Below are 25,803 nucleotides of genomic sequence, written 5' to 3'. Positions count from 1 at the left end.
ACATACACTTCGATGGTGCACATGAGGATATAATGGCAAAGAAAAGTAAGGAAGGAAAAAATTTTGGTAAATATGCCGAGCAATAACAATAGTGCACTGGTTACATATACCCAGAAAAAGCCGCTACAAAAGCATCCTCACTCATGTGCAGGAAAGAGAAAAAGGAATGCAATTTTTGTATATGGAACTTATACGCATAAAATATCAATTCAATGATTTAGTTGCTCTTTAATATAAAATCGGTTGAATACAGTTCGGATACCTTTACGGTTTCTTTTTTAATTAACCCTTTCATGGAGGGGTACCTGATGCTTCTTAGGGTATAGGGTACTTTCCAAATATCAGGATTGATATTAAACATCCTTGTTGCAATATGTTTTTATTTCAATTTCATTACTCTTGCCTACATCAGGTGAAAAAAGCCGTATCGCCAAACGGAATAGTTAATACTACACATCATGGTAAGGGCTTTTTCCAGGGGCTCATTCTTATGGTATATTTTCTCGTCGAGTGCATGAAAAAAACGGTTTCCAGCTTACCGCCCTTTGAAACAGCCACGATATAAACAATACCATCATCAGATACGATCAATACCACATATCCATGTTCGTCCATCGGATTACGAACCTTTTTACTTGCTGTAGTTCTCTCATAGATACTTTTCTGGCACCATACACTTCTTTTCCATTGTTGAACTGAAGCCGATACTTACTTTTGTCAACTCCCTCAAATCGTTTGACAATTTCTTATTTATCCTCCGCTGAAATTGCTTTTTCCTGGCTAAATGATTTGCTGGAAAGAGACACGAGCAACATGAGACCTACCGCATAAAGAGTTAGCGATTTAATAGTTGATTTTTAAATGATTATATAAATACTAATAAAGAACCCAAGGTTAAAGGCACAATATGCCTGGACTACGCAAAGCGAAACTGGTATATCCGTTGACCTGTGATATACAATACTTCAGACAACACACAGGGGCTGTGTTTTGAAACAGGGATACATTGTGCTTACTACTAAATCAGATGGTGGAAAAGGTTACTGATAAGGTTGGTATAGGGACTTATTGGTAAAATATACCAGGTAAAAGGAACCGTTTGGCAGGAATAAACGCATAGTCAAAATAAAGGTACAGCTAATAAACTCTATAAAAATACCACAAACTGGGTAAATATAAAAAAATCAAATACGGCCTGCTGCCCGAAAGCGGTCATTAAGAGGGATATTAATGCAAAAGGGATAAAAGAATAGTTTTCTTTCTTGCCCCGTATACTAATATTTTTAGTATTTTTGTTTAATCAAAACCTCCCCTTGTTGCTAGCATAGCACTTGTTTCTATTATATATGAAACAAGTATTCAATCTATGTTACGCCTCCTGGTACTTCATTACAGCGGCTATAACGCTAACCAATAGAAGGCATCACAATTATAATGACCAGCCGTCACCAAACAATTCCGGATTGTAACAATAAAAGAACAATCCATACTATATGCTAATTTATTTATCATTTGTTTTTTTCTTTGAGGTATGACAAAGGATGAAAGGTATACAGGAGTAAAACAGTTGATTGAATCGGGGCATATTACCGAATTCAAACAAATCTTTACGTACCTCCCGAAGACAGTTTTGGCGGGCGACCTGGGCACCAACAACAATCGTATGACAAGACTGATCAATAACGTACAGGAGTTTACACTGGAAGAGCTGGACAGGATCAGTCAGCTGATTGATGTTTCTTATGACTCCATCAATTTGCTGGTGAATAACCAATTCAAAAAAAAGCAAGCATCTAAAAAAGGGATAATAAGTATCCCCAATAAAACGTTTTCCCAGTAGTGCTCAAACCAAATATGCGGGAGGGTATCAATCAGCCGATTGACCCTCTTTTTATCTTGTTTCTTATTTATTTGACGAATACCTCCTTTTAAGCCACGTTTTTGGGATTAAGGCTGTCAACCATCATAATTACTCATTTTTAAAGACCTGAAAATGAAATTACCAAAAACGCTACTCAGTGCCATCTTGATCGGCATTGCCGTACAAACAGCCATTTCTTGTAAAAAGACAAGGATCTTCCTGACACGAAAGCAAAGAAGGAAGCCAAGGAAGAAGAAAAACAAATTGCCGTATTCCTGTCCAGCATGCGGAATGGGCTAATCTTGCTTGCATCAACAAACGCTTTCAATTTCATCTAAGTGTCCAAAATACTTTCCACCGTAGCCTGTAACCTGGATACCCATATTCTTGGTGCCTGTTTTCCGCTAATGGAAGAATCAAGAATAGAGGCGTTGGAATGGTCGTTTGATACACTTTATCAATTACAGGAAATCCCAACCTGGTTCCAGGAATTACTGACTGCATTCAGTAAAGAAAAAAAGGCTCATAGGTCATGGGGTTTTCTTTTCACTTTTCTCAGGCAGATGGCTTCCGGAACAGGAAGCCTGGATAAAAACTGGCAGCTGCCAGCGCCGAATACCAATTTGACCATATCACGGAACATTTTGGGTTCATGACAGGCGAAAACTTCCACCAGGGAGCTCCTTTGAATATTCCTTATACCATCAGCACCCTGGCCATAGGACGGGATAGACTGCAGCGGATTGGCGAAGCCTGCCAATGTCCTGTAGGGCTTGAAAATTTAGCGTTTTCCTATTCATTGGATGAGGTAAAGCAACATGGTCAGTTCCTGGATCAGTTACTGGAACCTGTCAATGGTTTTATTATCCTGGACCTACATAACCTCTGGTGCCAGATTCATAATTTTTCTATTTCATTTGAGGACCTCATTGCATTGTACCCATTGAATAAAGTGCGGGAAATACATATTTCAGGAGGTAGCTGGGATTATTCCGCTATTGAAGACGGCCGTTCGGTAAGGAGGGATACACATGATGATGGTGTACCCCGGGAAGTTTTTCAACTGTTGAAAATGACGATTGACAGGTGCCCAAATCTGAAATATGTAGTACTTGAGCAATTGGGCAATGGTTTGCTGACTGATGAAAGCAAGCAACAGTTCTATACGGATTTCCTGGAAATGGAAAGCATCCTTACTGCCGCCAACAAAACCCGGCAAGGGTATCTCCAGCAATCATTTTTACCACCATTGCCTTTCCGTGTGAATGTGGCGGTGGAAGATGAATTACTATACCGCCAGCAATTGGAGCTGTCGAGTATCCTGGAGTCGGCCGCTTCTTATGAGGAGGCTAAAACCCTATTGCAACAGTCATCACTGCGCCAATCCAGCTGGCAGGTGGAAAACTGGGACCCCGCCATGCTGGAAACAGCTATCAGGATAGCCCAAAAGTGGAAAGCGGGCTTTCCTTCCACCTAATCCCATGGGTATTGGAATAATTAATTAATATTGCGGCTCAATTACGTTTCACTGCATGGTTAATGGTCAAAAAGTAGTAGTCGTCCTTCCTGCTTATAACGCTGCACTTACGTTAGAAAAACCTATAGCGAAATAGACCGGAAAATAGTAGATGAGGTCATTTTAGTAGATGATGCCAGCAAGGACGATACGATTAAAGTCGCCCAGGCAATTGGGATCACCCATATTATTCGCCATGAAAAGAATAAAGGATATGGCGGCAATCAGAAATCATGTTATCGAAAGGCGTTGGAAGTGGGCGGCGATATAATTGTAATGTTGCATCCTGATTACCAATACACACCTGCCCTTATTGGGCCAATGGTCTCTTTAATTGCCAATAACGTATATCCGGTAGTACTTGGGTCGAGGATATTGGGAAAGGGGCTTTAAAAGGTGGGATGCCTTTGTACAAATACATTTTTAACCGGTTTCTGACAGCTTCGCAAAACCTGCTGATGTGGCAAAAATTATCCGAATACCATACCGGGTATAGGGCCTACCACAAAGATGTGTTGCTGGCCATACCTTTTGAGCACAATTCAGACGATTTTATTTTTGACAATGAATTACTAGCCCAGATACTGTATAAAGGGTACGAGATTGCTGAAATAACCTGTCCAACCAAATACTTTGATGAAGCCTCTTCCATCAATTTCGGCAGAAGCCTAAAATATGGTATGGGAGTATTGTGGGTAAGTTTTCAATATTTCTTTCATAAAACTGGGATTGCAACCTCCCGCATCTTTAAAGGTCTATGATACCGATTTCATTTCCCAAGCGTTTATTTTTTTGGGTAACCCGAATCAGGAGGGAACTGGAACCCATGTACATGATCATCAGGGGAAATATTTTAAATAGGCCTCTTTTAGTAGAATTCGCTATATCAAGCAACGGCAGCAGATACCCCAGTACCGGCAGGCCACAATAAATTACCAGTACTGCAAATAACCAGTTTCGGGAGCCTGGATTCAACTTCACCGAAAAAATCAGGTCGCAGAGCAGCACAAGCAGGAAAATAAAGAAACTATAAGCGTACAATTGGATCCCATGTTCGCTAAAGATCAATTCCTTGTTCATGGCTTTCAGCCTTTCCCATATGGGGGTAAGGTCCAGGAGGTGCTGATTCACTAACCCTTCTACATCATATTTTTGTGGCAAGTAGTAATTAACATGTACCGTGATCGATAAAACGTAAAAGATAACTGCAGGTAATAAGAAATACAAGCCAGTACTTAGCAAACTGGCCAGGCTTTCCCACTTTTTGATATGCCGCCATAAGATAGCCAACGTCAATATTCCAACCAGGATCAGTGTTTCAGAACGGATATAGGTAGCAAATCCCATAAGCAGGCCTGCCATTGCCAAGTCATTTCTCTTATTACTTTTGAAATACGTTATCATAAAGTAAGTACCCAGGAAAAAGAACACTGCATTGCTATAATCAAACAGGGCCATAAAGGTATAGGCATACATTTCGGGTATTGCCAGGAATATCAACATCAACATTCCCGCCAATATCCTGTGTATTTTAAGGCAGAGTGCATGATACAGAAATATTAAGAAGCAAATAAATAGGGTACTAAGCCATATCTGACCAAAAGGGAAGCCAGCATACTTGTAAATAACCTGTAATGAGGTTATAAAAGGCGGTTTAAATTGATTGTTGGTAGTTTCAAGGTTTACCGTAAAAACCGAATTGACCATCGTTTTCTCTTTCACTGTATACTCTGCAATCACTTCGGCCCCGGATGTTAGATCCCTGGGAGAAGGAGGATAATAAAAGCAACGCCATGCACTCACCATCACTATTACTGCCAATACCAGCAGAAAGGGTAATTCATACAACTTGATACGAAACCGGGTTTCGGAGATCATTCTTTTAAATTGATCAACCGTTTTTTTGAACTTGATATTTAACAATAAACAAACCGCCGCCAACGCCGTAAAAATATTGAAGGCAGTGAGTGGAATAAAAACAAATGCAATAAAAACGGAACAATTGAAAACACCATAACCCCACAGAGTATGGATAAGGAAAGCAGCATTCCCGGCTTTAACCGGATCCTGAATAAGGTCACCAAACCAAACCCCATTAGCAATTGCACTATTGTGAGGAGAATAATTGTTAACACGGTACTCATAGCGTTACCCCCATTTTTTGGAAAACACCAATTGTGTCCTGCAGCTTTTTCTTATCTGTCACACTGTCAACAATAATTTCTCCCTGGTAAACCCGCACAAACCAGTTGGCTTGAACAGCTTCCTTACTGTTTGCCCAAATAGTCTTCAATCCCGTATAATAATAGAACACGGCTGGCTCTGGTACATGGTACTTAATACCCATCTTGTGAAAATAATTTGATGGAGGCATTAATACAAGCATTTCTCCTTTAATACCTTTTTGATCAAATTGATCTGCAATATTTTTTGAAAAAGATAGTCATTCCCGAAACGTTTGGTCATGCGGGTCTCCCGATCGAGGTGGTTATGTTGTTTCTTGAAATCATGGGCATAAGAAAGAACGGTAGCCCACCATTGCCTGTTTTGAGGCAATAATAAAAACCCAACAATAAACAATATACTTATAATGAATAATATAATATTTTTCTTTTGCATATACTGGGCGCAAAGAAAATAAAAAAAGAAGAAATAAAACCAAACCTGCTTTCAGTAGTGCCAGTACGGGAACATCGTTTAGTTTTTAACTGGTTCACTTAGTCCCTAAGCGTATTAAAAAATCTGTTCCTGTCTTTTTCACCCGATCTGCTAACGAGGGTCGACTTGCTAAGGAGTGTATTAAAAGTATCAAACGCTTTTGCAGCAAACCGGTCATCCTGGGTGATCAGATAGCTGAAAACACTATAGGTAATCATGGATATCTTTTTATTATCGAGATTCAGGAGAATAGTATTGTTACCCAGGATCAACTCATTCACATAAAACTGAATAGGACCTCTATGGGCTACATCTGTAGTGCCGGGCATAAACTTTACACCTTTGCCTGCCTGGGCCTGCAGGTGATCAACCATTTGAATAAACGACTCTACAACGGCCAATAGGTCCTTTTTCTCCCTGAAAATACCGGCCTCCCTATAATAAGCAATCTGGTTAATGCTGCTGTGTATGCTTTCCAGGTTCCACAGTTCAATCGTATTCATCCGGCTGTGTTCATCCAGTATCTGCTGGCCAATAGCAAAACATTCTTCAAAACGATGTTCTTCTAATGAAAATGACTGATCTATCAATGCCGGTTCATTGTTGATGGTCTTACACCAGAAAAAGGTTTTGAAAGCAGCCATTCCCGGAAAAAGATAGAAATACCAGAAGGGAGCATCCTTACAGAGGTAATAAAGTTCGCCCTGTTTGAAGGAATTAAAATATTTGAACTGATCCAGCATGCCCTTCATATGGCTGGCAAAAGGAATGGAAGGATTGGTTATACCAGGAGCCTGAAAAAGTACTGAATCATTTTTCAATTGCAATAGTTGGTCCAGGGAAAGGCGGTAATGCTCACATATCTGTTTTAACTCAATAAGGGTCACTGGTTTTTCACCCCGTATACGGCGATACACACTATCGGCGCTTAGGTTAAGCAACTGGCTCAATTCCTCTGCGAGGAAAGATGGGTTGGCAAGCTTTCCTTCAAATGCCGGAAAAGCTGCTGCTGCAATTGTTTTGTTTCCATTACTACAGGAAATTACTGAAAATCCATAATACCCCTACTTTGTTTACGGATTTCTGCCATTAAAATGACCGGCAGGCATTGCAAAAATGGATAATCCGTAATCATTTTTGTATCCCTACGCATTTTTATGGCTGACTACTAGTCCTGGAATTCAATAAGCCAATACCCATTAGGAGCTGCGGATGAGGTAGAATAGGTTTGTGGTCATCACTCCAAAACCTGCTTATTATGCGTTTTATCACCCTTATACTTCTATTCTTGTGTGGCATTACTATGAACTGCCTGGCGCAGCAAGATAGCAGTCAGAACCTTTATTTTGTAAAAGAAGACGGTGAAGTAAAATTCGATAAAAACGATTACAAGCCCGGCAATAACGCTTTCTACATTTACCGCAACTGCATCTATGATGTTGTTTTAAACAACAAGAAAATCATATCCATCAAGGTGGTGGATATCAGGAACGATTCCATCTATTATACCAGTGCTTTCAATCATAGCAGACCTCCTCAATCAAAGCCTTTTGACACCCTGGCCCTGCACCCTTTACAACTTAAAAATTAAAGTTGATTGGCGACCGCCTGCTGGGATTATATACCAATTATTCTTTGACCAATTGCAGGCACGTATTTGAGAAAAGACCTACAGCTAAGGTATTCCCCGTAGAAAAAAAAATTGCATATGCTTCTGACTGTAGTAATTCCATTACCTATGAACTGGTATATTATCTTACAGCCCAGGGGTTGAACCAGGTATTTGAGGATCGTGATACCACCTTTTTACTACCTGGGCACAGGTCCACGGCTTGACAAGGATACCCTGCCCCAAAAAGAGAAACCCAGGCTGGTAAAAAACTGGTTCTGGTTCGCTCCCTCCAGCGCCACGCAGATTAACGGTCTTTGCGTTGGATTGGAAAGCGACCTGGATGATGACCCGTTGATCATTAAAGGCGTAAACCTCAATGCTGATGGTACTTCTATGTTCATAGGCATGTTTTCCCTGTTTCGACTTTTTACCGATCTCAGCATAGTCAATATGCCCGATACAATAGCTACGGGCAAGTTTAATAATGAAGTGAATGGGTTGAGCATCAGTCTAGGCGGCTTGATGGGCAAAAGTTTACGTGTTCGTGGATTAAGCATCAATGGAGTTATGAGCGAAGCTGCTGAAATGACAGGGCTGCATATAACGATCACCCAAAACAGGAGTGATTCGTTTAAAGGGGTCATCATCACAGGGGTTACCAACCGGGCAATTAAAGGCCGAGGGTTGCAGATAGGATTGGTAAATATGTGTAAGGACCTTAAAGGCATACAGCTAGGTTTGTGGAATATGAACCCAAAACGAAGCCTGCCCTTGATCAACTGGAGTTTTTAGGATGATAATAAATAACAAAGAAGAATCAAGGTATCTTTTTCTGTAAATCAATACTTAACAAGTTTAATTAAATACTCATAATACATGCCCCTGCTACAATACACCGGAAATAGCCAGCGACATTTGCGGCAATAAAAGGGTAATGGCCACGTTTTTCAACTAGCACCGGTATAATAGCCTGATTTTTAATAATTTTGTCGCCCAAATTCTCCATTTTCATGAACCCAACGCTCCAATCAACCGGCGGGCCCGATAGCCCCGCTGCCCCTTTATCATGCATTGGAAATGCCTGCCGTTATTTGTTCCTTTTCGTTTTTATGATAGGTTGTTCGGGAATCACTGTCGCCCAGCTTGTTCATCCGGAGGACCAGGGGATGCCGAAAACCTGTCAAGACAGTACAAGGATGATCCCGTAATATGCCGTTCGGCTCGTCACCTCTTTACTTTTGGCAAGGGTACCAATGCGCTGAATGACAAAGTGGTGGTGGTGCAGGAGGAAGCCGAATTGGAGTTCCTGGCCCTGAAAAAGTATGCCGGACTTACCTATGCGGAGTTCTACAATAAGTTTATCCGTCTCAAGCAATTCAAAAGACCTTAAAGAATGGAAATAAGTTTTTCCTGTCGGAAAGATCGGGCATTGACCGTTCGCTTACCGATGAGAACATCTTTTTCGATGATAGCAGGGTGCAATATTTTCCCCTCCGTTTTGCCGACAAGGGAAATGTGGCCAGGATATCTGTTAGAAAGGAATACAGTGATGCCAAATACCTCACCCGCCTTTTCTTCCATGCCTCCTACCCTATACAGGAACAGGTATTTGAATTTAAGGTACCTGACTGGCTTTCTATTGATTTCAAACCATTCAATTTCGATGGATACAAAGTAGACAAGAAACAAACGCAGAAGGGCGGATATACCACCTATGTGTTTACCTTAAAAGATTTACAGGCCAACAGTTCCGAATTCAAACAAATAGGCAGAGCCTATACCGATCCCCATATTGTGATACAAGTAAAATCCTTTGAAAACAAAGGGGAACTGTTACAGGGATTTGATAAAACCAGTGATGTTTATAATTGGAATAACCGGCTTTATAAAATGGCTAATAATGAACCGGAAAAACTCAAAGCTACTTTATCAAAGATCACAGCCGGTATTACGAACGACCAGGATAAAATAAAGGCGATCTATTACTGGGTGCAGGATAAAATACGGTATATCGCTTATGAAGATGGCTACTCTGGCTATATACCGGCTTCGGTGCAGGATGTACTGACCAATAAATACGGTGATTGTAAAGGTATGGCCAACCTGTTAACAGAGTTATTGAAACTGGCGGGGTATGATGCCCATTTTACCTGGATCGGTACCAGGCAATTACCCTACCCGCAATCAATTCCAGCGTTATGCGCCAATAATCATGCTATCACCACACTGTACTACAAGGGTAAAGAATACTTCCTGGATGCCACAGAGAAATATGTTCCCTTTGGAGAAAATGCCTATCGGATCCAGGGTAAGGAGGCCATGGTAGCTAATGGCGACAAGTTCGACATTAAAAAGTGCCACTCACCACGGGCGATGAACATAAAGTATTTACCAAAGCCGATTTTACGCTGAACAATGAACAACTCAAGGGCAAGATCCAGGTAACGCTTACAGGTAATGAACGCAAGGATTTTCACCAGGAGTACCAGGATCTGCCCAATACCGGCCGGGAGAAATTCCTGAACAGTTACCTGGAATTCAATAATGACAATGTGGAGGCTTCGGATGTAAAAACCAGTGACCTGACCAACCGGGATATCCCTATTAATATTTCAGGTACTATTGATCTTTCCAATTATGTGCAAACCATATCCGGCAATAAATACATCAACCTTGATTTTTCCCTAAAACCCTGGAAAGGTATATGCCCGATGAAAAGCGGAAAAGCGGTTATGATTTTGACTATGTATTAAGTTTTGAGGATGAATTCTCACTCTCAACACCAGCTAATAGTAAGTTTTCAGACATACCTGAAAAGCTGGAGCTGAAATTTGACGGATATGAATTCAAAGGAGAATATATGGTAGCAGGTAATAAGATCACCCTCAAGAAATACCTCGTTATCAAAAACAGCATGATCAATAAGGCTGATTTTGTCAATTGGAAACAGTTCCTTGAATCGATTAAATCCTTCAGTAGCTACTTTTTCAGCATTACCTCTAAATAACGCCTTCATGAAAATAAATAATTTCCGTACAGGCATGACTATTGTTCTGACGGTACTGTATTTGAGTTGTAGCACCAACCTGCTCGCTCAAAGTTATATTGACGAAGATTTCCTGGACATCCTGGACAACAATGCCCGTTTTATGTTAAAGGAAGCAGCGCCAGCGTTTTCCGAAACCAATATACCCACTAAATGGGAAAAGGAATCGGCCGTGGTGATCGGCTTTTCGCGCTATGTACTTTTTGACCGTAAGAGCAGTGGCGGCTTTTTCAGCCGCCGGGAACGAAGCCTTTATTTCTTTGAGAAAATACGACTCAGGATCAAGCTCAATGACAACAATTCGGTGAATGCCCTTTCAGAGATCTATTTACGGTACGGTTCTAAAGAGGATGGGTTTATTGCCCGCATTATTAAACCGGGCGATACGGCTACCAATATTGATCTGAAGAGCGCTGTGGCGGTAGAGCCAGGAACCAATATCCCGGAATATTTCCAGAGTTTTTTTGATCAGGTGGCAGGGTCAGGTTACAATTACTACAAGGTGCCCGTAGCCAACCTGGAACCCGGAGATATCCTGGAATATGTAACCACTACAAAAAAGTAAACTGGATGTAACGGCTTCGGGGTATGTGGAGTTCAGCCCTATTTATGAAGTATGCAGTAAGGAATTCCCCGTCATGTTCAATGAAATTGCTATTGAAACAGATGATAAATCGTTCTTCAAATCGCTTTCACTGAATGGCGCACCTACCTTCAAAAAAGAGAATACATTGGAAGAAGGTTTTTCCGGTATGTATTCGTTGACCGGAATAGGGATACTGAAAAGGATGTCAACTTTATTAGCCCTATTATCCAATATCCGCTAGTAAAATTCCAGGTTATTTATTCTAATAATGACCAGGCAAAGGGGGCTTTCATTGGCGAAAAGGGCGAATTAAAAAGTAGCTTTAGCCGGGAAGAACTGGCACGTAAAGCCTGGGAAGACTATGAACGGGTAAGTAATGCTTCTTTTATGGGAAGTATGCTGACGGTGCAGCAATTTATTGATGGCTGTTTTTCGGAACTGATGAGGCTGGGCGCTAAAAACTGGGACGACCAGCAATACATTAACAATGCTTATTACCTGGTACGCAATAAGATCCTTTTCCAGCGGGAATACCTTAGTGATAAAAAGTTTGCCCATATATTCGGTTCCCTGCTTTACCAACGGGATATTAAGTCGGAGGTAATCATTACGATAGCCAACAATATTGGTCAGTTAAAAGAGGTATTGTTTGAACAGGAGATCAGGTATGTGATCAAGGTAGGCGACAAGCTGTATTTCAATGTTACTGATTTTTCCAATCCTGGCGAAAAAGAAGAAGGCTTACTGGGCAATGAAGCATATATCATATTTGCACCTGTTAAGAAAGGAGGAGCGCAGGAAATAAAAATTTTACCCTTCCGGGAACTACCGCTGCCGACAATAGTGCTTCATATGCCATCGTAGCAGAACTAACAGCAGACATGAAGGGATTGCAAATCACGAGGACCTCGCATGTCAAAGGCATTCAGAAGGCTAAGGCCAGCCCTGGCGCCCTGAAGTATACGCCTTATATGCTACAGGACTATGTCAATTTCGGGGTAGTGACCCTACTGATAAAATGCGGTCGAGGGAAGCAGAAGAATACACCAAATCAGCCCGTTCATTACAGGATGAATTCAAAAAACAGAAGCCCGACTATGTACGGGAATCGCTTCAATCGGAATTTCACCAGCGTATTAAAGAAGCTAGATTTACACTGATCAATGATGGACGTTCGCAAAAAAGAACACCTTATCCTATAAGGAAGAGTTTGAGCTGAACGATTTTGTACGCAAAGCAGGAAAGAAATACCTCATAAACCTTACGGGGCTCATGGGTTCGCAATTACAGATCAAAAAAGAAGAGCGAAACAGGAAATACGATATTGATGTACGCTACCCCAAGACGTATAACTGGCATATTCAGTTTAAGGTTCCTCAAGGTTATAAGGTTGAAGGATTGAGTGAGCTTATAAAGGTCATCGACAATGAAACGGGCACCTTTAATCTCAATGCTAAAGACGAAGGAGGGGTGATTACCATCAGCGTACAAAAGGTGTATAAAATGAAAAATATACCAGCAGCCAAATGGAATAATATGCTGGCCTTTATTGATGCAGCCTATAACAGTACCTTCAAGTATATTTTATTAACCCCTAACAAATAATCACTCTCTCTACATGAAAAAGATCAATGTCTCTCTTTTATTCTTATGCATGTGTGCCGGGGTATCGGCACAGTATAAAAATCCAGTTTCTTTCAAAAGGAAGGACGCACTTTCGGCCTCAGTACAAAACTATTTGTTTTGGGAGATGGCAGAGGAAATCCCCGCGGTTATTCACTTTCTTACGGAGCAGACAAGGATGGCAAGCAATGGTTTTTAGTTTTGATATCACATATCTTCCTTCTTACAGTTTTTCCTTCAATACTACCAGGAACAATGGGTCTGAGGTGCAAGTTTATGGCAATTCCAAATCCAATCTCATTGTTGGATACAATCTTGGTTATCATTTGTTAAAGAATGAGCGCAGCGACCAACTGCTCAAACCTTATTTAACTGCAGGTTTTAGTGCTGCATTTTTGACGGATTTAAGTCGGTAGGCAACAATGATCCATACAATAGTAAAATTGCCAGCGAAGACAACTACAGCATTGGAATTGGCGGTGGCCTGGGTTGCCTGATAAACTTTAGGTCCTGGTTGGCTCTTAAACTGGAAGGAGGTTACACTTATCAACACAATTTAAAGCCTATAGAGCCAACAAACACAACGAATATCTATTATATGCTCACCAAACATCCTTATGCATCTATTGGCCTGCGCTTCAGAGTTGTTTCTGAATCTCAATAGTACTGGTTGATCTAATAGCCTGGAATGCCAGCCGGTAATAGCCCGGCTGGCATTTTACTTAATGCAGGCCAGGGCATAAAAACTTGATGTACTTGCCGGGGTATTCAATAATTTCGGGCTGTTCAAACAAGTGGTGTTCATGACAACGGTACCAGCCCTGCAATTATCGGAACTCAGTTATCAGATCGAAGCCGCTCTGAAAGACCGGTTCGTAGGGAAATACTATTGGGTAGTGGCAGAGGTCACAGGACATAAATCACAGCCAGCTAAAGGGTTCCATTATTTCGACCTGGTAGAGAAACAGCCAGGTTCTACTGGCCTGAAGGCCAGGATCAGTGCGGTGGCCTGGACAGGCGGAGGCCGGCAGATCGCTGAATTTGAAAAGATAACGGGCCAGCGTTTTACAGATGGACTACAGGTATTGATAAAAGTAGCTGTAGAATTCAATGCTGTGTTTGGACTTAAACTTACGCTCCTGGATATTGACGCCGGTTTTACCATTGGACAGTTGGAGCAACAAAAACAAGCTACATTGTTACGCCTGGTAACTGAATGCAGTAGTTTCATCAGAAAGGTTGGTGATCATTATATTACCGCCAATAAGCAGCTTAAGCTGCCCATGGTACTGCAGCGCATTGCTGTAGTGACTGCCCAAACATCGGCTGGTTACCAGGATTTTCACCATACGCTGCTCAACAACCAATATGGATACCAATTTTTGGTAGATACCTATTTTACGACTGTACAAGGAGAAACCAATGCCGGCCAGATCAAAGAAAGACTGCTGGAGGTTTTTACCTCGGGGCGGACCTATGATGCAGTCGTGATCATCCGGGGCGGTGGCTCCCCTACCGATTTCCTGGTATTTGATACCTTTATTTTAGGGCAGGTAACTGCCAAGTTTCCCGTACCCATTATTACGGGCATCGGCCACCAGCACAATGAAACCATTGTAGACCTGATGGCACATACGCCACTCAAAACGCCTACCAAAGTAGCTGAGTTCCTGATAGCACACAACAAGGCCTTTGAAGACAGGCTTGGATTGCTGCAGCATAAATTGCTGGTGAAAGTGCAGCAATGGGTAGCGGATAAAAATCGGACCTGGTAACTGCCGAAAGGCAATTGTTGCAGGAGGCACAAAGCAGCCTGCACAGTTACAGGCGCAAGCTGGATGCAATAGGGGTGAATTAACGATTAAACCAGCCATCCTGTTCCATAGTAAAAGAAAAGATCTCTTAAATATTAATCATCAATTACAGTTTTCCAGTTTTCGTTTCCTTTCGCATGAACGCGATGAAATGCAGGGATTGGAACGACTGTTGCAGGTACTACATCCGGCCAGTATTCTAAAAGGGGTTTGCCCTGGTGTCGTACCAGGGCAAAATTTCGACCAATGCGCAGGAACTACCCATAGGTGCTGATATTGATGTATTGCTGAACAACACACATATTACTACGACTATCAAAGCCAAACAAATAGCCGATGAAAGAAGCACTGAACTATGAGGCCGCCTATGAGGAACTAAAAGAGATTGCTGCCGATATTGAGGCCGAAACGGTATCGGTAGATGTACTTGCTGAAAAATTAAAGCGAGCCTCTTTCCTATTGGAGTTTTGCAAAACCAGGCTCAAAAGCACAGAACAAGAGGTGAGTAATATAATTCAACAAATGAAACAGGACGAAGAAGGAGTTTAATTACCTCCGTGAGTATGGTTCCAGTTTCTTGGTTTAACTTTTTGAGGCTTAGTATGAATAGTCCACAACACCGGCCTGGCAGCCCTATAAAATATGCGGCATGCTGAATAAGTTTGAAATGATATCGTGGATAAAAATACCCGGTAGCGTCCACTTGCAAAAGGTTGGAATTGAAAAGGCGTCTAATGAAAAGTAATGCCTGTGGTTGTATTATTCGGGTGCATTGATTTTCCGGCCTAAGAAGGGTGGAGTCTGCCAACGAATTGTCGAACCATATAAAGAGTTTTTAATACGCATTTCTTCGTTTAATTCATTAATAGACAAGTATTTGCTTGGTAAAACAGGATTTATTCCTGTCCGTAAATAACGCTATTTCTTTGGATAAAGGACGCCAGAAGGATGAAGGATCTTTGAAAACGAAGAAAACTTAGGAGTGATTATTGTGATTAATCGTACTTGTCCTCCGGAATGGTAGTTAGTTCTTTAAATGCTTGTACGATCTCGCTTGCCCGAATGTTATCTTTATGGACAAGTAGTGAACTGTAGATAAAGGAATCACCACCCATTGCGACTATGGCATCTTCTTTAAGGAGAGAGCCGTCGTTGGCGCGAAAGAACCAAATATTAAATTTTCTCCTCCGAGCTAGCTGTCGATCATCAACAGAATCACATACATAAACAACTACATTCTCACGGTCTGCAAAAACAGCTTCGATAATGGCAAACACCGTACTTGCAACTCTAGGATCCTCTATGGAAGAGTCTGCGTTACCTTCTAACACATCAATATTGAAGAGATATACCTGGCCTTTCAGATGCGGATAACTATCAAAAATATAATTTCCATCAAGAAAATACACCGCATAGCCAATGCCTTGCTCCGTCACAAATTTGTACGATATGGGGCTATTGACCTCTAAAGTATATGGGATTGGCAAAGTTGAATTTGTCTTTTAGATCAGCAAGCACACCACCTTTTTTTTTAGATGCTGGTGTATTTCGTTTTTTTTCATCCAACATGCGCTTGAAGATAGAAGCGCCCTTGGATGTAATTTGTGGCTGTTTTATGTTTGGCCTTTGCTCAGTTTGAGTAAACCCTAGCAACGCAGCCAACGATGCATAGGCTCGAGTAGCTTCTCCTAATAATGAAGCTACTTGCATTAAATTGGCTTCAGGCACAATCAACTCCTCTTCATACATAATGTAAGCAGCCAGGGTGAGATACTCTATATAAAGAGAACTGATACACCAGTCTTGAAAAGACCTGGACTGTTCTGTATGTGGAAACATATTTGTAGCATCTATAAACTGCTTAAAAGTAAGTTCAGGAATGCTTTGAACCGATAATTGCGACAAATCTCCCTCCCCCTTGTTCGAGCGATTAATACTTTCTATTACCAACTCCATTGTCGAAAGTGCATAGCCAATATGATTGGCGATCGTATTGAAGCGGCTGACCTTATTCATATTTATTAGAATCGGTAAGACTTCGCTACGAAGCATTTCCTGATAGTCGATACTTTCCGATGACATCCAACGAAGGATATCCAAGCGTAACTCAAAAATTTCACCGAGCTTTTTCTCAACAGTCCTTTTCAAAGGTGTAGCGTAGGGATGTACTAAATTATTTCTTAGTTCAACCAAAAGCTTGTCAAATTTACTATGCAACGGATGGGATTGTTGCCTAGCCACAACCCTTAGGTGAAAAAAGTAAAATCATAGTTATTTGCTGAAGCCAACATCATACATAAAGTTATTCAAAATCACTAAAAAATCTACTAAAAGATTACAAGTATTTGGTTTTAACACAAAAGGGCATCAAATGGCTCCAAGGGTAGCGCTGAAACTCTTGTTTAAATATGTTTTTGAAGTTTTATCTTGGGTTAATTTGAGCCAGCTTAGGCTATATAAAAGAACTTAGACGTGTCGACAAAATCCGTATCTTATTTAATATCAAACAATTGAAGCCGCTTTTCATTGCATAAGATCAAATCAGTTTATATTATATTTGGCGAGAACAGCATTTCCGAATTATAAAACGATGACGCCAATATCGAAAGAATCTTTGAATGTTTTCATGTCTCTTTTCACAGGCAGGCGAGATGTTTTTGCTATTCGTTGGGAAAGAGATAGCCGAAGTGGTTATATGCCCGCTTATGATTTGAATTGGGATGAGTTTGCCATTCACAAAGCAAACGGAGGTACGCTTAAGGATTTTGCCAATAAGTCATATTCGCCGTTAACCGAACAAAGGTTATTGAATCATTTATCAGGTAAAGAAGTGATCGGACTTTATCCCCTTTTACCGGATAACTCTTCCTTTTTATTACAGCCGACTTTGATGAATCCCAAATCGGCAACATCAGTTGGCAGGATGAAATAAAGATGTTTATGGAAGCCTGTTCAAAACATGAGCTGCCTGTATACCTTGAACGTTCAAGAAGCGGGCAGGGTGGCCACGTATGGATATTTTTTGAAACAAACTATCCTGCATTTAAAAGCAGAAGAATTATACTTAACATATTAGAAACGGCAGGGATTATTTCACCCTTTGATAAAAACTCAATTATGATCGACTTTTCCCTAATCAGGATTTCCTTTCTGGCAAGGGCCTGGGTAATCTGATAGCATTACCGTTGCAAAGTAAATCTTTGGAAAATAATAATTCATGTTTTATAGACCCGGTTAGCTTTATACCTTATCCAGATCAATGGTCATTTCTGCAAACAATCAAAAGAGTTAATCCCACACAATTAGATGGGTTATATATTACGATACCAGAATCAGATAATTCAATATATAGTGAGCCTTTAAATTCAGGCGTCCTGCAAATCACCATCAGCAATAATATTAAAATCCCACGAGCACAATTAAATTCTGAATTGGTAATCTTTCTAAGAGACAACCTCAACTTCGTTAATACCGAATACATCATTAAAAAGAGGCTGGGTAAAAATACGTTTGGCACAGAGGGCTATTTCAGGATGCTTGAAGAGCGGGGTGGCTATGTTGTTATTCCAAGAGGATTTATTAGAGAAATACTTCTTTATTGCAAAGAAAAACAAATTCCTTACCTATTAAATGACGAACGAAAAAAAACTAACAGCAGTAACTCTACTTTGTCACATTAGATAAATCTAATAAAAACAGTCATTGAAATAGTATAAGCGGAATTAGTGCGCGTAAATTGCGTGAGCAAAAAAGAATAGCCCTTTCTCATGGAAAAAGCAAGGGCTATTTAAAAACAAAAAATTAAATATGAGTCGAAGATACAGGATGTCTCGCTCATAGGTAATCGTTTCGGTTCTTTTTTAAGGAGTATGAAGATCTGTTCAGATCAAAGACTCGATCAGTAGGAGCAACTGCGTCCGTTTATTGTACCGGCTTAATGATCACCCACCGGCGTAACTGTCAGGCGATGGCGCAGGAAATGGATGGCGTTAATGATCAACGTCTTCACCACTTGCTCACGCAGGCAAAGTGGGAAGCCAGTGGGGTTATGGACAGGATCACGGTTGATTTTTATCGCCATCTCCAAAGCTATCATCCCGATGAGGACATTGCCCTGTTGCTGGATGAGAGTTCTTTCCCAAAGAAGGGTAACCAATCAGCTGGTGTAAACAGGCAATATTGTGGCCAAAGAGGGAAAATAGATAATTGTCAGGTAGGCGTTTTTGCTGCACTGAATGGTGGTTCCATGGTTAATCTTGTTCAGGCAGCTTTATATCAGCCAGATCAAAACATCAGTAAGATAGACCACGCCAGGGATATCATAAGTCATGTTACCACAGATCTGCAGATACCTGTCCAATGGGTTGGTTTTGATGCCTTTTACGGTAGGGATACATCCTTCCTGAGTGCCCTGGCAGAAACAGGGCAGGAATTTATCGCAGATGTTCCAGGTAACATCCATGTATGGCTGAGTTGTTTTGAAATGGAGATACCCGGCAAACTGCCAGGCAAAGGCAGAAAGCCAACCCGGCTAAAACCCACTACAGCATCCATTTTGATCCGGGACTATTGTTCATCGTTGAGAAGAAAGGACTGGCAAAAGCTGACGATACGCTATCAAAGTAAAGGAAAGCTAAAAGCAAAGTTCCATCGAAAAGATGTATATGTATTGAATCCATTGACAAGCCAGGCAATGAAGTTAATTCTGCTTGTCAGAAAGGATAAGGATGGAACGATCAAATACAGCCTTTGCCATGCTCCTAAATATGTGCGTACCCGGGTGCTGGCATACCGCCAATGTAAAAGGTATTTTATTGAACAGGCATTCAGGGATACCAAGAAAGAACTGGGCCTCAATGAATACCAGACCCGAAGTGAAGTTGGATGGCTCAGGCACATGGCACTATGTATGTTAGCTCAATTGTTTATTAACACAGAGAAGCTGCGCCAAAAAGTCCGACATCACTTAAAGCTTACCACAGGAGAGATCGTAAGATGTATCAAAATGAAAGTCTTATTCCCTGATAGCTATTCAGAAAAGGTTTTTTCTATTATCCGTTGGAAACAGCCATTCCGTAAAAGCACCCTCGATAACTTGTTCTATTTAAGAATGTGACAAAGTAGAGGTAAATTATTCATTTAAAGGTTCATTGTATGATTATCAGAAAGCAGTAATTGATACCGTAACAAGAAAAGAGATGGGGATTATTGTAGCCCCTCCTGGTTCTGGAAAAACTATTATTGGTTTATCAATAATAGCTCAACAAAAACAGCCTGCACTGATAATTGTACATCGCAAACAGATTTTTGATCAATGGATTGAACGAATTCAATCGTTTTTGGGAATTGCAGAAACATTCATTGGTAAAATTGCACAAGGGCAGCAAAAATAGGTACACACATTACAGTTGCTATGATACAAAGCGTTGCAGCCATAGAAGCTTCCAGCCCTATTTTTACTTCCTTTGGCACCATCATTATCGATGAATGTCATCATGTGCCAGCAAAAACATTCAGGCAAGTGATATCCAACTTCCACTCCTATTACTTGTATGGATTGACAGCTACACCCATTAGAAAGAATAATGACGAGCAATTAATCTTCATTCATCTTGGAGATGTAATTCATGAATTGAAATTACCCACCAACAACAATGCAGATGCTAAAAAGTTTCAGTAATAATTCGAGAAACGGAATTATTGGTTCCATTTGATTATAAAACAGATAAGACAGAGACATTGCTGCAAATACTCATTCATGATTCATCAAGGAATAGGCTTATCATAAACGATATTATTTCCGAGGTAAATACGGGCAAGAAAGTACTGGTATTAACAGAACGGAAAGCACATATTGATACTCTTTACCAATATCTCAAAACAAAATTCGAGGTCATTGTTATTTCCGGCGAGGATTCTGAATCACAAAAGAAAAGCAAATTCAACCAAATTAATTCAGGAAGTTTTCAGGTGTTAATATCGACTGGTCAATTCTTAGGTGAAGGTACAGATATACATGGCCTACATTGCCTGATTCTAGCTTATCCATTTTCATTTGAAGGGAAAATGGTTCAATACCTTGGCAGGGTTCAACGAACCGAAATCACCCCGGTTATCTATGATTACAGAGACATAGGGGTAGATTATTTAGAAAAATTATTCAAACAAAGAAGCCGGTTTTATAAAAACTATTGAACACCGGACAAATAAATCGGCTGGATGAGTTATTACTAATCTTCAATGATGATAAAGTTTTCATTAATTCAGATGCTACTACACTGCAAATAGGTCAGCTTGATTTCCCCGTGCAAGTTGAAAGGTTTAAGCCAGAGATTACATGGAAAATAAGGGTACTGAATTATGATGATGAAAAAGGCGAAATCATTGCTGAAATCATAGATTATGCAGCTAATCCTGAACCTAACACTGGCAGTCAAATTTCCCTGCAATTCGAGTCTATTGAAAAGATACGATTTCGTTCCATTGATACACCTCAGCTATTACATGCTATTGAACTTAAGCGGAGTACTATTACAAAATCACCGGAAGAATTCCACAGTATTCAGCAGCCCATATTGAAAAAGGAAATAAACCGGAATGGGTTTTAAAGAAAAGTATGAAGGTTCCTTTTTCAAATATTCAATTCTTATATACCTATGCTGCTTTTGCTATTTTTATTGAAGAATTAGGCCAGGAAGTTGCATTTAAAATTGAAAATCCAGATATAAGACCTGAGTTTGACGCAATCAAAGAATACTTTATAAAAATCCTGAAGAAAAAAACGATCATCGCTGAAATTGAAATTCGTTACAATGAAAATGATATATTATCTGTAGCCGCCTCTTCAGAAGATATCAATAAAATAAACAGTAATATTATCGATAGTGTTCGCTTTGAATTTGTAAAGAAGAGAATACTACCGTTTAAAACGCACACCAATGAAAACCAAATCCTAAATACGATCGACACACTACCAGATCAGCCCTCTTTAAAGGAATTGTTTAAGTCCGACAAGGATTTAATTGATGATATTTTGAGTATAAAAGACTCAAAACATTACCACCACCTGAAATTCCTGGCTGCACAACACCTCTCCTCTGTGTTGAAAATCCGTTTTGTATTACACCCCTTTTCATTCTTATTTCTATTGCAGGGGGATAGAAAATATTACATGGTGTGGGAGACTCTAAATAGTGACGAAGCTACTTATGTCTGGCAATTTGAAAAACTATGGACGCATTGCGAAATGGGTTGAAAGATATCGAGGAAGTGTTAACTGATATAAAGTATACAGGCAAACAAGATTACCTCAAAAGGATAACCCAAACTTTAGCAGAATTATTCATGATTATAACGGAGCCAAACAAGGATTTGCAGCATGGAAAGATTTGTTGGAGCAAAGACTAGTGTAGCAGATTCCGGGTCGATCAACCGGTTGACATAAAAAAGAAAAGCCCTGCAATGCAAGGCTTTATCAATCTGGTGGATCGTACTGGGCTCGAACCAGTGACCTCTGCTCTGTCAAAGCAGCGCTCTAAACCAACTGAGCTAACGATCCGGGGGTGCAATTTACAGTTTCGTTTCCAATAAGATACAAGGAAGGGCATAAAAATTGGAAAGGCGGTAACTGATCCAGGGTAGGATTCATTAACTTTAAAGCTTATCCTTTTATCACTCAATAATACATCATGAACCAGCAGATCATCAACCTCTTTGATGAATACACACATAAACCCCTTAAACGGGAGGATTTCCTTAAAAGCTGGTACTGCTAACGGGCAGTATGACAGCGGCCTTGACGGCCCTTTCTCAACTGGAAGTAAAGTACGATCAGGCCGTTACAGTATTACCACAGGATGACCGCATTACCACTGAATATATTACGTATCCCGGAGACGAGACAACTATGAAAGGCTATTTTGCCAAACCCAAAAAGGATGGCAAGTATGGCGCCGTAGTGGTGATCCATGAAAACCGGGGACTGAATCCCCATATTGAAGATGTTACCCGCCGGGTGGCCCTGGCCGGATACCTGGCCCTGGGGGTGGATGCTTTATCGCCACTGGGTGGTACGCCCAAAGATGAGGAAGCAGCCAGGGGGCTCTTTGGGCAACTGGATGCCAAGAAGAACCTGAACAACTTTATCAAAGCCTTCGATTACCTGAAAGCCCGGAAGGACTGCAATGGCAAAACAGGCTGTGTAGGCTTCTGCTGGGGTGGCGCCCTGGCCAACCAACTGGCCGTGAATGTACCCGACCTGAAAGCCGCCGTGGCTTTCTATGGCCGCCAGCCCGACGCGGCTGATGTACCCAAGATCAAAGCCGCTGTGCAGTTGCATTACGGAGGTTTGGACGAGCGGGTCAATGCAGGCATCCCGGCTTATGAAGAGGCGCTAAAGAAAGCCGGTGTTAGTTATGAAATTTTCACTTATGAAGGCGCCAACCATGCCTTCCACAACGATACAGCACCTACCCGGTACAACGAAACCGCCGCCAAGCAGGCCTGGGAAAGGACCCTCAAATTGTTTGGTGAAAAGCTGAAATAGGAAGTTCAAAGCCGGAAACAATTACAGCTTCCAGCTAATAAAATCTTCTGATCGCATTAAAAAAATTGCAACATTACATATTGTAAATTGTCTTTTATCGTTAAAGCTTTTTAGGCCCCAAGCTGCAGGATGTTCTGTGGTGAGATGGTGTCAGGTTTGTTCCACTTTTTAAACTGATACAAGTGATGATGAAGAAACCCGTAACTCTAATACTGTTTTTTGCTGCGATAGCCGGCATTTTATCCTTCTCAGGAAAGGAACCCCAACCAGGTACGCCCGTAGGCCGCCAGAAAGCCGTTTTGGCTACCATTGTGGTGGATGCAGGTCATGGTGGTCCTGCACGGGGCGCCAAAGGATTATTTTCCTTCGAGGCCGATGTTGCATTGGCCATTTCCCTAAAGCTCGGACAACGCATTCAAGAAGTATTTCCGGATACCCGGGTAGTATATACACGCACTTCGGATACTGTTTTTGGCGTTCATGTAGATTCCCGCACCGCCAACCGCATGCGTGCCGAACTGGCCAATGAAGTAAAGGGCGACCTGTTCTTAAGTATTCACTGCAATGCCACGCCACAAAAAGCCGGTGGCTGGTATGCCAAACGGGTAGTAGGACATACTACCAAAACGGTTACCGTAGGTAAAGGAGCCAAGAAACGGAAAAAAAACAGTTCGGGTGCCTGTCTATGAAAACTATTGGGTAAAGAACGAGCGGCATGGTACAGAAACCTATATCTGGGCCGCCGACCGCAGTGGGGTTAAGAGCACTTTTATCAAACCCGATGAAGGAGGTGAGTTTGCCAGCGACAGTGTAGCCTATACCCCACCCGATGTAAATAGTCCCGAAGCCCGGATCAGGGCCCAACTGTACGAGAAAAATATTTTGGCAAGAGCCTGCTGCTGGCCAATATGGTAGAGGAAGAATTTGCCAAAGGCGGCCGCTTGAGTGGCGGCGTAAAACAACGAAATTGGGAACAAATATGGGTATTGCAGGCCACTGGAATGCCCAGTATCCTTGTTGAAACAGGATTTATAACCAACGAAGAAGAAGAAAAATACATCAATAGCGAAGAAGGGCAGTCCGAAATTGTAGAAAGCATTATCATCGCCCTGAAAAGATACAAAGCCTCCTTAGAAGGGAAAACCATCGAAGAGCCCGCAGCCGTTGTTGACAGTTCCAAGGCGCAGTAATATTACTTGCCTGGTTTAAACAGGCCCACAAAGTGGCAGCCGATGGTATACCCTACCCGAAAACGCGCTTGCTTAGGCTTTTCTTCTTTGCAATTCCTTTTGATCAATCCCAGCTCACGACCTGTTTGTCCCGATACAGAAGAGTTTTCTTGTGCCCGGCGCATGAGGTAAGGAATTACATCATCAATGGGGCCAAATGGCAGGTATTTGCTCACCGACAGGCCCGCCTTGGCCAGGTTGAAGGTGATATTATCGCTCATACCATATAACTGGGAAAAATGAATATGCGGATGGTTGTGCGGCAGCCCTTTCTGATCGAGTAATTCAGCCGCCCGGAGGGAACTGTATTCATTGTGCGAAGCCACGATCAATGATATTTTATCCAGGTGGTCTATACAAAACGCCACTGCTGCATTGTAATCGCGGTCGCTGGCTTCCTTACTGGGCTGAATGGGGAAGGATAACCCATTTCTTCGGCCCGCTTTCTTTCTTTCTCCATATAGGCTCCACGTACCAGTTTGGCGCCCAAGATGAATCTTTTGCCGTTGGCCTGGTCAAAGCTGTTTTTCAGGAAAGACAACCGATCGTGCCGGTATAATTGAATGGTGTTGTACACAGTTACCTTTTCCAGGTTGTACAGCTCCATCATTTGCATGGTGAGGGCATCTACCGGGTCCTGTATCCAGGTTTCTTCAGCATCTACCAATACCCCTATATTTTTAGCGGCCGCAGCGCTGATGATCTTGTGCATGCGGTTCACCACGCGTTGCCATTCGGCTTTTCCTCGTCACTAAGCACTTCGGTATGCACCTGGCCTTCATAACCGCTTTTATCAGTAGCGGCAGCATCCAGTTTCTCCAGCAATGCAAAACGGGCAAAGCCGGTCACCTTAATACTCATAAAGGGCATATTATGCTGGGTAGCTGCATAGTTGATCACACGGATAAACTCCTCACAGGCATGATCAAAATTCTCCTCTCCTTCTTTGCCTTCAACGCCATAATCAATATTACCTGTACGCCAAACTCCTCCAGCTTATTGGCTACGCGGGAAGTTTCTTCCAGGGTTTCGCCACCTACAAACTGTTTGAAAATAGTATTGCGGATCAGCCCTTTGATGGGCAATCCCACGCGGATGGCCCAGGGCGTAAAACGGGTGCCCAATTTCACCAGGCTCCCATATCCCATGCTGGAAAAGAGGAAACTGGCTTTTTAAGCTCCTGGTCGGTTTTATAAGCAAAGGCGTATTCTGTATTGTCAAATGAAATAACGGGCTGAGGATGATCCATATCTGCTAACGAATGTTAGGCGCAAAAGTAAGGGAAGATTTCAGATATATCCTAATCCGGCAGG

39 protein-coding genes, 1 tRNA gene and 2 pseudogenes are annotated in these 25,803 nt (G+C 41.6%); 31 read left to right on the top strand and 11 right to left on the bottom strand.

All coding sequences use genetic code 11. The features are described 5' to 3' along the window. Nucleotides 1-456: 456 nt before the first annotated feature. A complete protein-coding gene (locus RS881_RS15995) occupies nt 457-615 on the bottom strand; it encodes a hypothetical protein (protein WP_315821989.1) in 159 nt (52 codons plus the stop codon). A 916-nt stretch (nt 616-1,531) separates the two neighbouring features. Between RS881_RS15995 and RS881_RS15990 the strand changes: the two genes are divergently transcribed. The 5 genes from RS881_RS15990 (at nt 1,532) to RS881_RS15975 (ending at nt 4,138) form a co-directional block, all read left to right on the top strand. After that, a complete protein-coding gene (locus RS881_RS15990) occupies nt 1,532-1,840 on the top strand; it encodes a hypothetical protein (RefSeq protein ID WP_315821988.1) in 309 nt (102 codons plus the stop codon). A 153-nt stretch (nt 1,841-1,993) separates the two neighbouring features. Beyond that, the gene (locus tag RS881_RS62270; protein WP_484557625.1) at nt 1,994-2,161 is read left to right on the top strand and encodes a chryseobasin-related MNIO class RiPP peptide; all 168 of its coding nucleotides are present in this window, start codon (nt 1,994-1,996) and stop codon (nt 2,159-2,161) included. A 352-nt stretch (nt 2,162-2,513) separates the two neighbouring features. Further along, nucleotides 2,514-3,338, top strand: coding sequence for a multinuclear nonheme iron-dependent oxidase (locus RS881_RS15985; protein ID WP_315821987.1), 825 nt, complete (start codon nt 2,514-2,516; stop codon nt 3,336-3,338). A 132-nt stretch (nt 3,339-3,470) separates the two neighbouring features. Then, a complete protein-coding gene (locus tag RS881_RS15980; RefSeq protein WP_315824498.1) occupies nt 3,471-3,770 on the top strand; it encodes a glycosyltransferase family 2 protein in 300 nt (99 codons plus the stop codon). A 14-nt stretch (nt 3,771-3,784) separates the two neighbouring features. Then, entirely contained in the window at nt 3,785-4,138 is a 354-nt protein-coding gene (locus tag RS881_RS15975) for a glycosyltransferase family protein (RefSeq protein WP_315821986.1), read from the top strand. On the opposite strand, the gene RS881_RS15970 is transcribed toward RS881_RS15975, so the two are convergent. The 4 genes from RS881_RS15970 to RS881_RS15955 form a co-directional block, all read right to left on the bottom strand. After that, nucleotides 4,125-5,255, bottom strand: coding sequence for a glycosyltransferase family protein (locus tag RS881_RS15970; RefSeq protein WP_315821985.1), 1,131 nt, complete (start codon nt 5,253-5,255; stop codon nt 4,125-4,127). The genes RS881_RS15975 and RS881_RS15970 overlap by 14 nt on opposite strands. A 262-nt stretch (nt 5,256-5,517) precedes the next feature. After that, the gene (locus tag RS881_RS15965; RefSeq protein WP_315821984.1) at nt 5,518-5,763 is read right to left on the bottom strand and encodes a hypothetical protein; all 246 of its coding nucleotides are present in this window, start codon (nt 5,761-5,763) and stop codon (nt 5,518-5,520) included. Then, complete coding sequence (locus RS881_RS15960) at nt 5,751-5,996, bottom strand: hypothetical protein (RefSeq protein WP_315821983.1); 246 nt, start codon at nt 5,994-5,996, stop codon at nt 5,751-5,753. Before RS881_RS15960 ends, RS881_RS15965 begins: the two co-directional genes overlap by 13 nt. 98 nt (nt 5,997-6,094) lie before the next feature. Continuing rightward, complete coding sequence (locus RS881_RS15955; protein ID WP_315821982.1) at nt 6,095-6,985, bottom strand: helix-turn-helix domain-containing protein; 891 nt, start codon at nt 6,983-6,985, stop codon at nt 6,095-6,097. A 308-nt stretch (nt 6,986-7,293) separates the two neighbouring features. Here RS881_RS15955 and RS881_RS15950 point away from each other — a divergent pair, with 308 nt between their 5' ends. From RS881_RS15950 to xseB, 14 genes are all read left to right on the top strand, one after another. Continuing rightward, nucleotides 7,294-7,626 (top strand): hypothetical protein, encoded by a 333-nt coding sequence (locus RS881_RS15950; protein WP_315821981.1) that lies wholly within the window; start codon nt 7,294-7,296, stop codon nt 7,624-7,626. 201 nt (nt 7,627-7,827) lie between these two features. Beyond that, on the top strand, nt 7,828-8,439 hold the full coding sequence (locus RS881_RS15945; RefSeq protein WP_315821980.1) for an LA_2272 family surface repeat-containing protein: 612 nt from the start codon (nt 7,828-7,830) through the stop codon (nt 8,437-8,439). 325 nt (nt 8,440-8,764) lie between these two features. Beyond that, entirely contained in the window at nt 8,765-9,037 is a 273-nt protein-coding gene (locus RS881_RS15940; RefSeq protein ID WP_315821979.1) for a hypothetical protein, read from the top strand. 86 nt (nt 9,038-9,123) lie between these two features. Continuing rightward, complete coding sequence (locus tag RS881_RS15935) at nt 9,124-10,059, top strand: transglutaminase-like domain-containing protein (RefSeq protein ID WP_315821978.1); 936 nt, start codon at nt 9,124-9,126, stop codon at nt 10,057-10,059. After that, on the top strand, nt 10,002-10,400 hold the full coding sequence (locus RS881_RS15930; protein WP_315821977.1) for a hypothetical protein: 399 nt from the start codon (nt 10,002-10,004) through the stop codon (nt 10,398-10,400). Before RS881_RS15935 ends, RS881_RS15930 begins: the two co-directional genes overlap by 58 nt. Next, on the top strand, nt 10,352-10,654 hold the full coding sequence (locus RS881_RS15925; RefSeq protein WP_315821976.1) for a DUF3858 domain-containing protein: 303 nt from the start codon (nt 10,352-10,354) through the stop codon (nt 10,652-10,654). The genes RS881_RS15930 and RS881_RS15925 overlap by 49 nt, the downstream gene beginning before the upstream one ends. 7 nt (nt 10,655-10,661) lie before the next feature. Continuing rightward, entirely contained in the window at nt 10,662-11,258 is a 597-nt protein-coding gene (locus RS881_RS15920) for a hypothetical protein (RefSeq protein ID WP_315821975.1), read from the top strand. Nucleotides 11,259-11,283: 25 nt separating this feature from the next. Next, complete coding sequence (locus RS881_RS15915; RefSeq protein ID WP_315821974.1) at nt 11,284-11,520, top strand: hypothetical protein; 237 nt, start codon at nt 11,284-11,286, stop codon at nt 11,518-11,520. Between the two features lie 146 nt (nt 11,521-11,666). After that, entirely contained in the window at nt 11,667-12,143 is a 477-nt protein-coding gene (locus RS881_RS15910; protein ID WP_315821973.1) for a hypothetical protein, read from the top strand. Nucleotides 12,144-12,297: 154 nt separating this feature from the next. Continuing rightward, nucleotides 12,298-12,498, top strand: coding sequence for a hypothetical protein (locus RS881_RS15905; protein WP_315821972.1), 201 nt, complete (start codon nt 12,298-12,300; stop codon nt 12,496-12,498). Between the two features lie 53 nt (nt 12,499-12,551). Beyond that, the gene (locus RS881_RS15900; RefSeq protein WP_315821971.1) at nt 12,552-12,884 is read left to right on the top strand and encodes a DUF3858 domain-containing protein; all 333 of its coding nucleotides are present in this window, start codon (nt 12,552-12,554) and stop codon (nt 12,882-12,884) included. 821 nt (nt 12,885-13,705) lie between these two features. Then, nucleotides 13,706-14,677 carry an exodeoxyribonuclease VII large subunit gene (xseA, locus tag RS881_RS15895; RefSeq protein ID WP_315821970.1) on the top strand — a complete coding sequence of 324 codons (972 nt, stop codon included), beginning with the start codon at nt 13,706-13,708 and terminating at the stop codon, nt 14,675-14,677. Nucleotides 14,678-14,934: 257 nt separating this feature from the next. Next, nucleotides 14,935-15,075, top strand: a complete 141-nt coding sequence (locus RS881_RS15890) for a hypothetical protein (protein WP_315821969.1) — start codon at nt 14,935-14,937, stop codon at nt 15,073-15,075. Next, on the top strand, nt 15,053-15,265 hold the full coding sequence (gene xseB, locus RS881_RS15885) for an exodeoxyribonuclease VII small subunit (RefSeq protein ID WP_315821968.1): 213 nt from the start codon (nt 15,053-15,055) through the stop codon (nt 15,263-15,265). Before RS881_RS15890 ends, xseB begins: the two co-directional genes overlap by 23 nt. Before the next feature lie 446 nt (nt 15,266-15,711). On the opposite strand, the gene RS881_RS15880 is transcribed toward xseB, so the two are convergent. Both RS881_RS15880 and RS881_RS15875 read right to left on the bottom strand, forming a co-directional pair. Beyond that, complete coding sequence (locus RS881_RS15880; protein WP_315821967.1) at nt 15,712-16,152, bottom strand: DUF6169 family protein; 441 nt, start codon at nt 16,150-16,152, stop codon at nt 15,712-15,714. A gap of 19 nt (nt 16,153-16,171) precedes the next feature. After that, on the bottom strand, nt 16,172-16,957 hold the full coding sequence (locus tag RS881_RS15875) for a hypothetical protein (protein ID WP_315821966.1): 786 nt from the start codon (nt 16,955-16,957) through the stop codon (nt 16,172-16,174). 349 nt (nt 16,958-17,306) lie between these two features. Here RS881_RS15875 and RS881_RS61625 point away from each other — a divergent pair. The 8 genes and pseudogenes from RS881_RS61625 to RS881_RS15835 all read left to right on the top strand — a co-directional run bounded on the left by RS881_RS61625 (nt 17,307) and on the right by RS881_RS15835 (nt 21,971). Then, a pseudogene (locus RS881_RS61625) lies at nt 17,307-17,890 on the top strand (TOTE conflict system archaeo-eukaryotic primase domain-containing protein). After that, nucleotides 17,878-18,396, top strand: a complete 519-nt coding sequence (locus RS881_RS15865) for a TOTE conflict system archaeo-eukaryotic primase domain-containing protein (RefSeq protein WP_425476381.1) — start codon at nt 17,878-17,880, stop codon at nt 18,394-18,396. Before RS881_RS61625 ends, RS881_RS15865 begins: the two are co-directional and overlap by 13 nt. A 197-nt stretch (nt 18,397-18,593) precedes the next feature. After that, complete coding sequence (locus tag RS881_RS15860; protein WP_425476380.1) at nt 18,594-19,832, top strand: IS701 family transposase; 1,239 nt, start codon at nt 18,594-18,596, stop codon at nt 19,830-19,832. Nucleotides 19,833-19,866: 34 nt separating this feature from the next. Further along, nucleotides 19,867-20,109 (top strand): DEAD/DEAH box helicase family protein, encoded by a 243-nt coding sequence (locus RS881_RS15855; RefSeq protein ID WP_315821963.1) that lies wholly within the window; start codon nt 19,867-19,869, stop codon nt 20,107-20,109. A gap of 20 nt (nt 20,110-20,129) precedes the next feature. After that, nucleotides 20,130-20,396, top strand: a complete 267-nt coding sequence (locus tag RS881_RS15850) for a DEAD/DEAH box helicase (protein ID WP_315821962.1) — start codon at nt 20,130-20,132, stop codon at nt 20,394-20,396. A gap of 20 nt (nt 20,397-20,416) precedes the next feature. After that, a complete protein-coding gene (locus tag RS881_RS15845) occupies nt 20,417-20,911 on the top strand; it encodes a DEAD/DEAH box helicase (RefSeq protein WP_315821961.1) in 495 nt (164 codons plus the stop codon). Further along, the gene (locus RS881_RS15840; protein WP_315821960.1) at nt 20,908-21,324 is read left to right on the top strand and encodes a hypothetical protein; all 417 of its coding nucleotides are present in this window, start codon (nt 20,908-20,910) and stop codon (nt 21,322-21,324) included. The genes RS881_RS15845 and RS881_RS15840 overlap by 4 nt, the downstream gene beginning before the upstream one ends. 8 nt (nt 21,325-21,332) lie before the next feature. Beyond that, nucleotides 21,333-21,971: a hypothetical protein gene (locus tag RS881_RS15835; protein ID WP_315821959.1), complete on the top strand. Its 639-nt coding sequence runs from the start codon at nt 21,333-21,335 to the stop codon at nt 21,969-21,971. Between the two features lie 225 nt (nt 21,972-22,196). On the opposite strand, the gene RS881_RS15830 is transcribed toward RS881_RS15835, so the two are convergent. After that, nucleotides 22,197-22,274: transfer RNA gene (locus RS881_RS15830), tRNA-Val, on the bottom strand. A 225-nt stretch (nt 22,275-22,499) separates the two neighbouring features. On the opposite strand from RS881_RS15830, the gene RS881_RS15825 reads away from it, so the two are divergent. From RS881_RS15825 to RS881_RS15810, 4 genes are all read left to right on the top strand, one after another. Beyond that, nucleotides 22,500-23,261 (top strand): dienelactone hydrolase family protein, encoded by a 762-nt coding sequence (locus RS881_RS15825; protein WP_315821958.1) that lies wholly within the window; start codon nt 22,500-22,502, stop codon nt 23,259-23,261. A gap of 185 nt (nt 23,262-23,446) precedes the next feature. Beyond that, the gene (locus RS881_RS15820; RefSeq protein ID WP_315824497.1) at nt 23,447-23,950 is read left to right on the top strand and encodes an N-acetylmuramoyl-L-alanine amidase family protein; all 504 of its coding nucleotides are present in this window, start codon (nt 23,447-23,449) and stop codon (nt 23,948-23,950) included. Next, entirely contained in the window at nt 23,937-24,176 is a 240-nt protein-coding gene (locus tag RS881_RS15815) for a hypothetical protein (RefSeq protein ID WP_315821957.1), read from the top strand. The genes RS881_RS15820 and RS881_RS15815 overlap by 14 nt, the downstream gene beginning before the upstream one ends. After that, nucleotides 24,170-24,451: an N-acetylmuramoyl-L-alanine amidase family protein gene (locus RS881_RS15810; protein WP_315821956.1), complete on the top strand. Its 282-nt coding sequence runs from the start codon at nt 24,170-24,172 to the stop codon at nt 24,449-24,451. The genes RS881_RS15815 and RS881_RS15810 overlap by 7 nt, the downstream gene beginning before the upstream one ends. A 2-nt stretch (nt 24,452-24,453) precedes the next feature. Here RS881_RS15810 and RS881_RS15805 read toward each other — a convergent pair. From RS881_RS15805 to RS881_RS15795, 3 genes and pseudogenes are all read right to left on the bottom strand, one after another. Then, a pseudogene (locus RS881_RS15805) lies at nt 24,454-25,202 on the bottom strand (proline dehydrogenase family protein). A gap of 5 nt (nt 25,203-25,207) precedes the next feature. Continuing rightward, nucleotides 25,208-25,390, bottom strand: a complete 183-nt coding sequence (locus RS881_RS15800) for a hypothetical protein (RefSeq protein ID WP_315821955.1) — start codon at nt 25,388-25,390, stop codon at nt 25,208-25,210. After that, complete coding sequence (locus RS881_RS15795) at nt 25,387-25,620, bottom strand: hypothetical protein (RefSeq protein ID WP_315821954.1); 234 nt, start codon at nt 25,618-25,620, stop codon at nt 25,387-25,389. The genes RS881_RS15800 and RS881_RS15795 overlap by 4 nt, the downstream gene beginning before the upstream one ends. Between the last annotated feature and the right edge of the window lie 183 nt (nt 25,621-25,803).

The sequence above is a fragment of the Paraflavitalea speifideaquila genome, assembly GCF_032395985.1.
GTDB classification, from domain to species: domain Bacteria; phylum Bacteroidota; class Bacteroidia; order Chitinophagales; family Chitinophagaceae; genus Paraflavitalea; species Paraflavitalea speifideaquila.
This window is presented reverse-complemented; position numbering and strand designations above follow the sequence as displayed.

What these genes read in the sequence shown, in the direction of transcription:
- RS881_RS15925 (WP_315821976.1), top strand. Translation starts at nt 10,352, where the DNA reads ATGCCCGATGAAAAGCGGAAAAGCGGTTATGATTTTGACTATGTATTA.
- RS881_RS15950 (WP_315821981.1), top strand. Translation starts at nt 7,294, where the DNA reads ATGCGTTTTATCACCCTTATACTTCTATTCTTGTGTGGCATTACTATG.
- RS881_RS62270 (WP_484557625.1), top strand. Translation starts at nt 1,994, where the DNA reads ATGAAATTACCAAAAACGCTACTCAGTGCCATCTTGATCGGCATTGCC.
- xseA (WP_315821970.1), top strand. Translation starts at nt 13,706, where the DNA reads ATGACAACGGTACCAGCCCTGCAATTATCGGAACTCAGTTATCAGATC.
- RS881_RS15990 (WP_315821988.1), top strand. Translation starts at nt 1,532, where the DNA reads ATGACAAAGGATGAAAGGTATACAGGAGTAAAACAGTTGATTGAATCG.
- RS881_RS15850 (WP_315821962.1), top strand. Translation starts at nt 20,130, where the DNA reads ATGATACAAAGCGTTGCAGCCATAGAAGCTTCCAGCCCTATTTTTACT.
- RS881_RS15960 (WP_315821983.1), bottom strand. Translation starts at nt 5,996, where the DNA reads ATGCAAAAGAAAAATATTATATTATTCATTATAAGTATATTGTTTATT.
- RS881_RS15965 (WP_315821984.1), bottom strand. Translation starts at nt 5,763, where the DNA reads ATGCTTGTATTAATGCCTCCATCAAATTATTTTCACAAGATGGGTATT.
- xseB (WP_315821968.1), top strand. Translation starts at nt 15,053, where the DNA reads ATGAAAGAAGCACTGAACTATGAGGCCGCCTATGAGGAACTAAAAGAG.
- RS881_RS15825 (WP_315821958.1), top strand. Translation starts at nt 22,500, where the DNA reads ATGACAGCGGCCTTGACGGCCCTTTCTCAACTGGAAGTAAAGTACGAT.
- RS881_RS15820 (WP_315824497.1), top strand. Translation starts at nt 23,447, where the DNA reads ATGATGAAGAAACCCGTAACTCTAATACTGTTTTTTGCTGCGATAGCC.
- RS881_RS15810 (WP_315821956.1), top strand. Translation starts at nt 24,170, where the DNA reads ATGGTAGAGGAAGAATTTGCCAAAGGCGGCCGCTTGAGTGGCGGCGTA.
- RS881_RS15995 (WP_315821989.1), bottom strand. Translation starts at nt 615, where the DNA reads ATGGACGAACATGGATATGTGGTATTGATCGTATCTGATGATGGTATT.
- RS881_RS15910 (WP_315821973.1), top strand. Translation starts at nt 11,667, where the DNA reads ATGGGAAGTATGCTGACGGTGCAGCAATTTATTGATGGCTGTTTTTCG.
- RS881_RS15835 (WP_315821959.1), top strand. Translation starts at nt 21,333, where the DNA reads ATGAAGGTTCCTTTTTCAAATATTCAATTCTTATATACCTATGCTGCT.
- RS881_RS15970 (WP_315821985.1), bottom strand. Translation starts at nt 5,255, where the DNA reads ATGATCTCCGAAACCCGGTTTCGTATCAAGTTGTATGAATTACCCTTT.
- RS881_RS15920 (WP_315821975.1), top strand. Translation starts at nt 10,662, where the DNA reads ATGAAAATAAATAATTTCCGTACAGGCATGACTATTGTTCTGACGGTA.
- RS881_RS15900 (WP_315821971.1), top strand. Translation starts at nt 12,552, where the DNA reads ATGGGTTCGCAATTACAGATCAAAAAAGAAGAGCGAAACAGGAAATAC.
- RS881_RS15905 (WP_315821972.1), top strand. Translation starts at nt 12,298, where the DNA reads ATGCGGTCGAGGGAAGCAGAAGAATACACCAAATCAGCCCGTTCATTA.
- RS881_RS15985 (WP_315821987.1), top strand. Translation starts at nt 2,514, where the DNA reads ATGACAGGCGAAAACTTCCACCAGGGAGCTCCTTTGAATATTCCTTAT.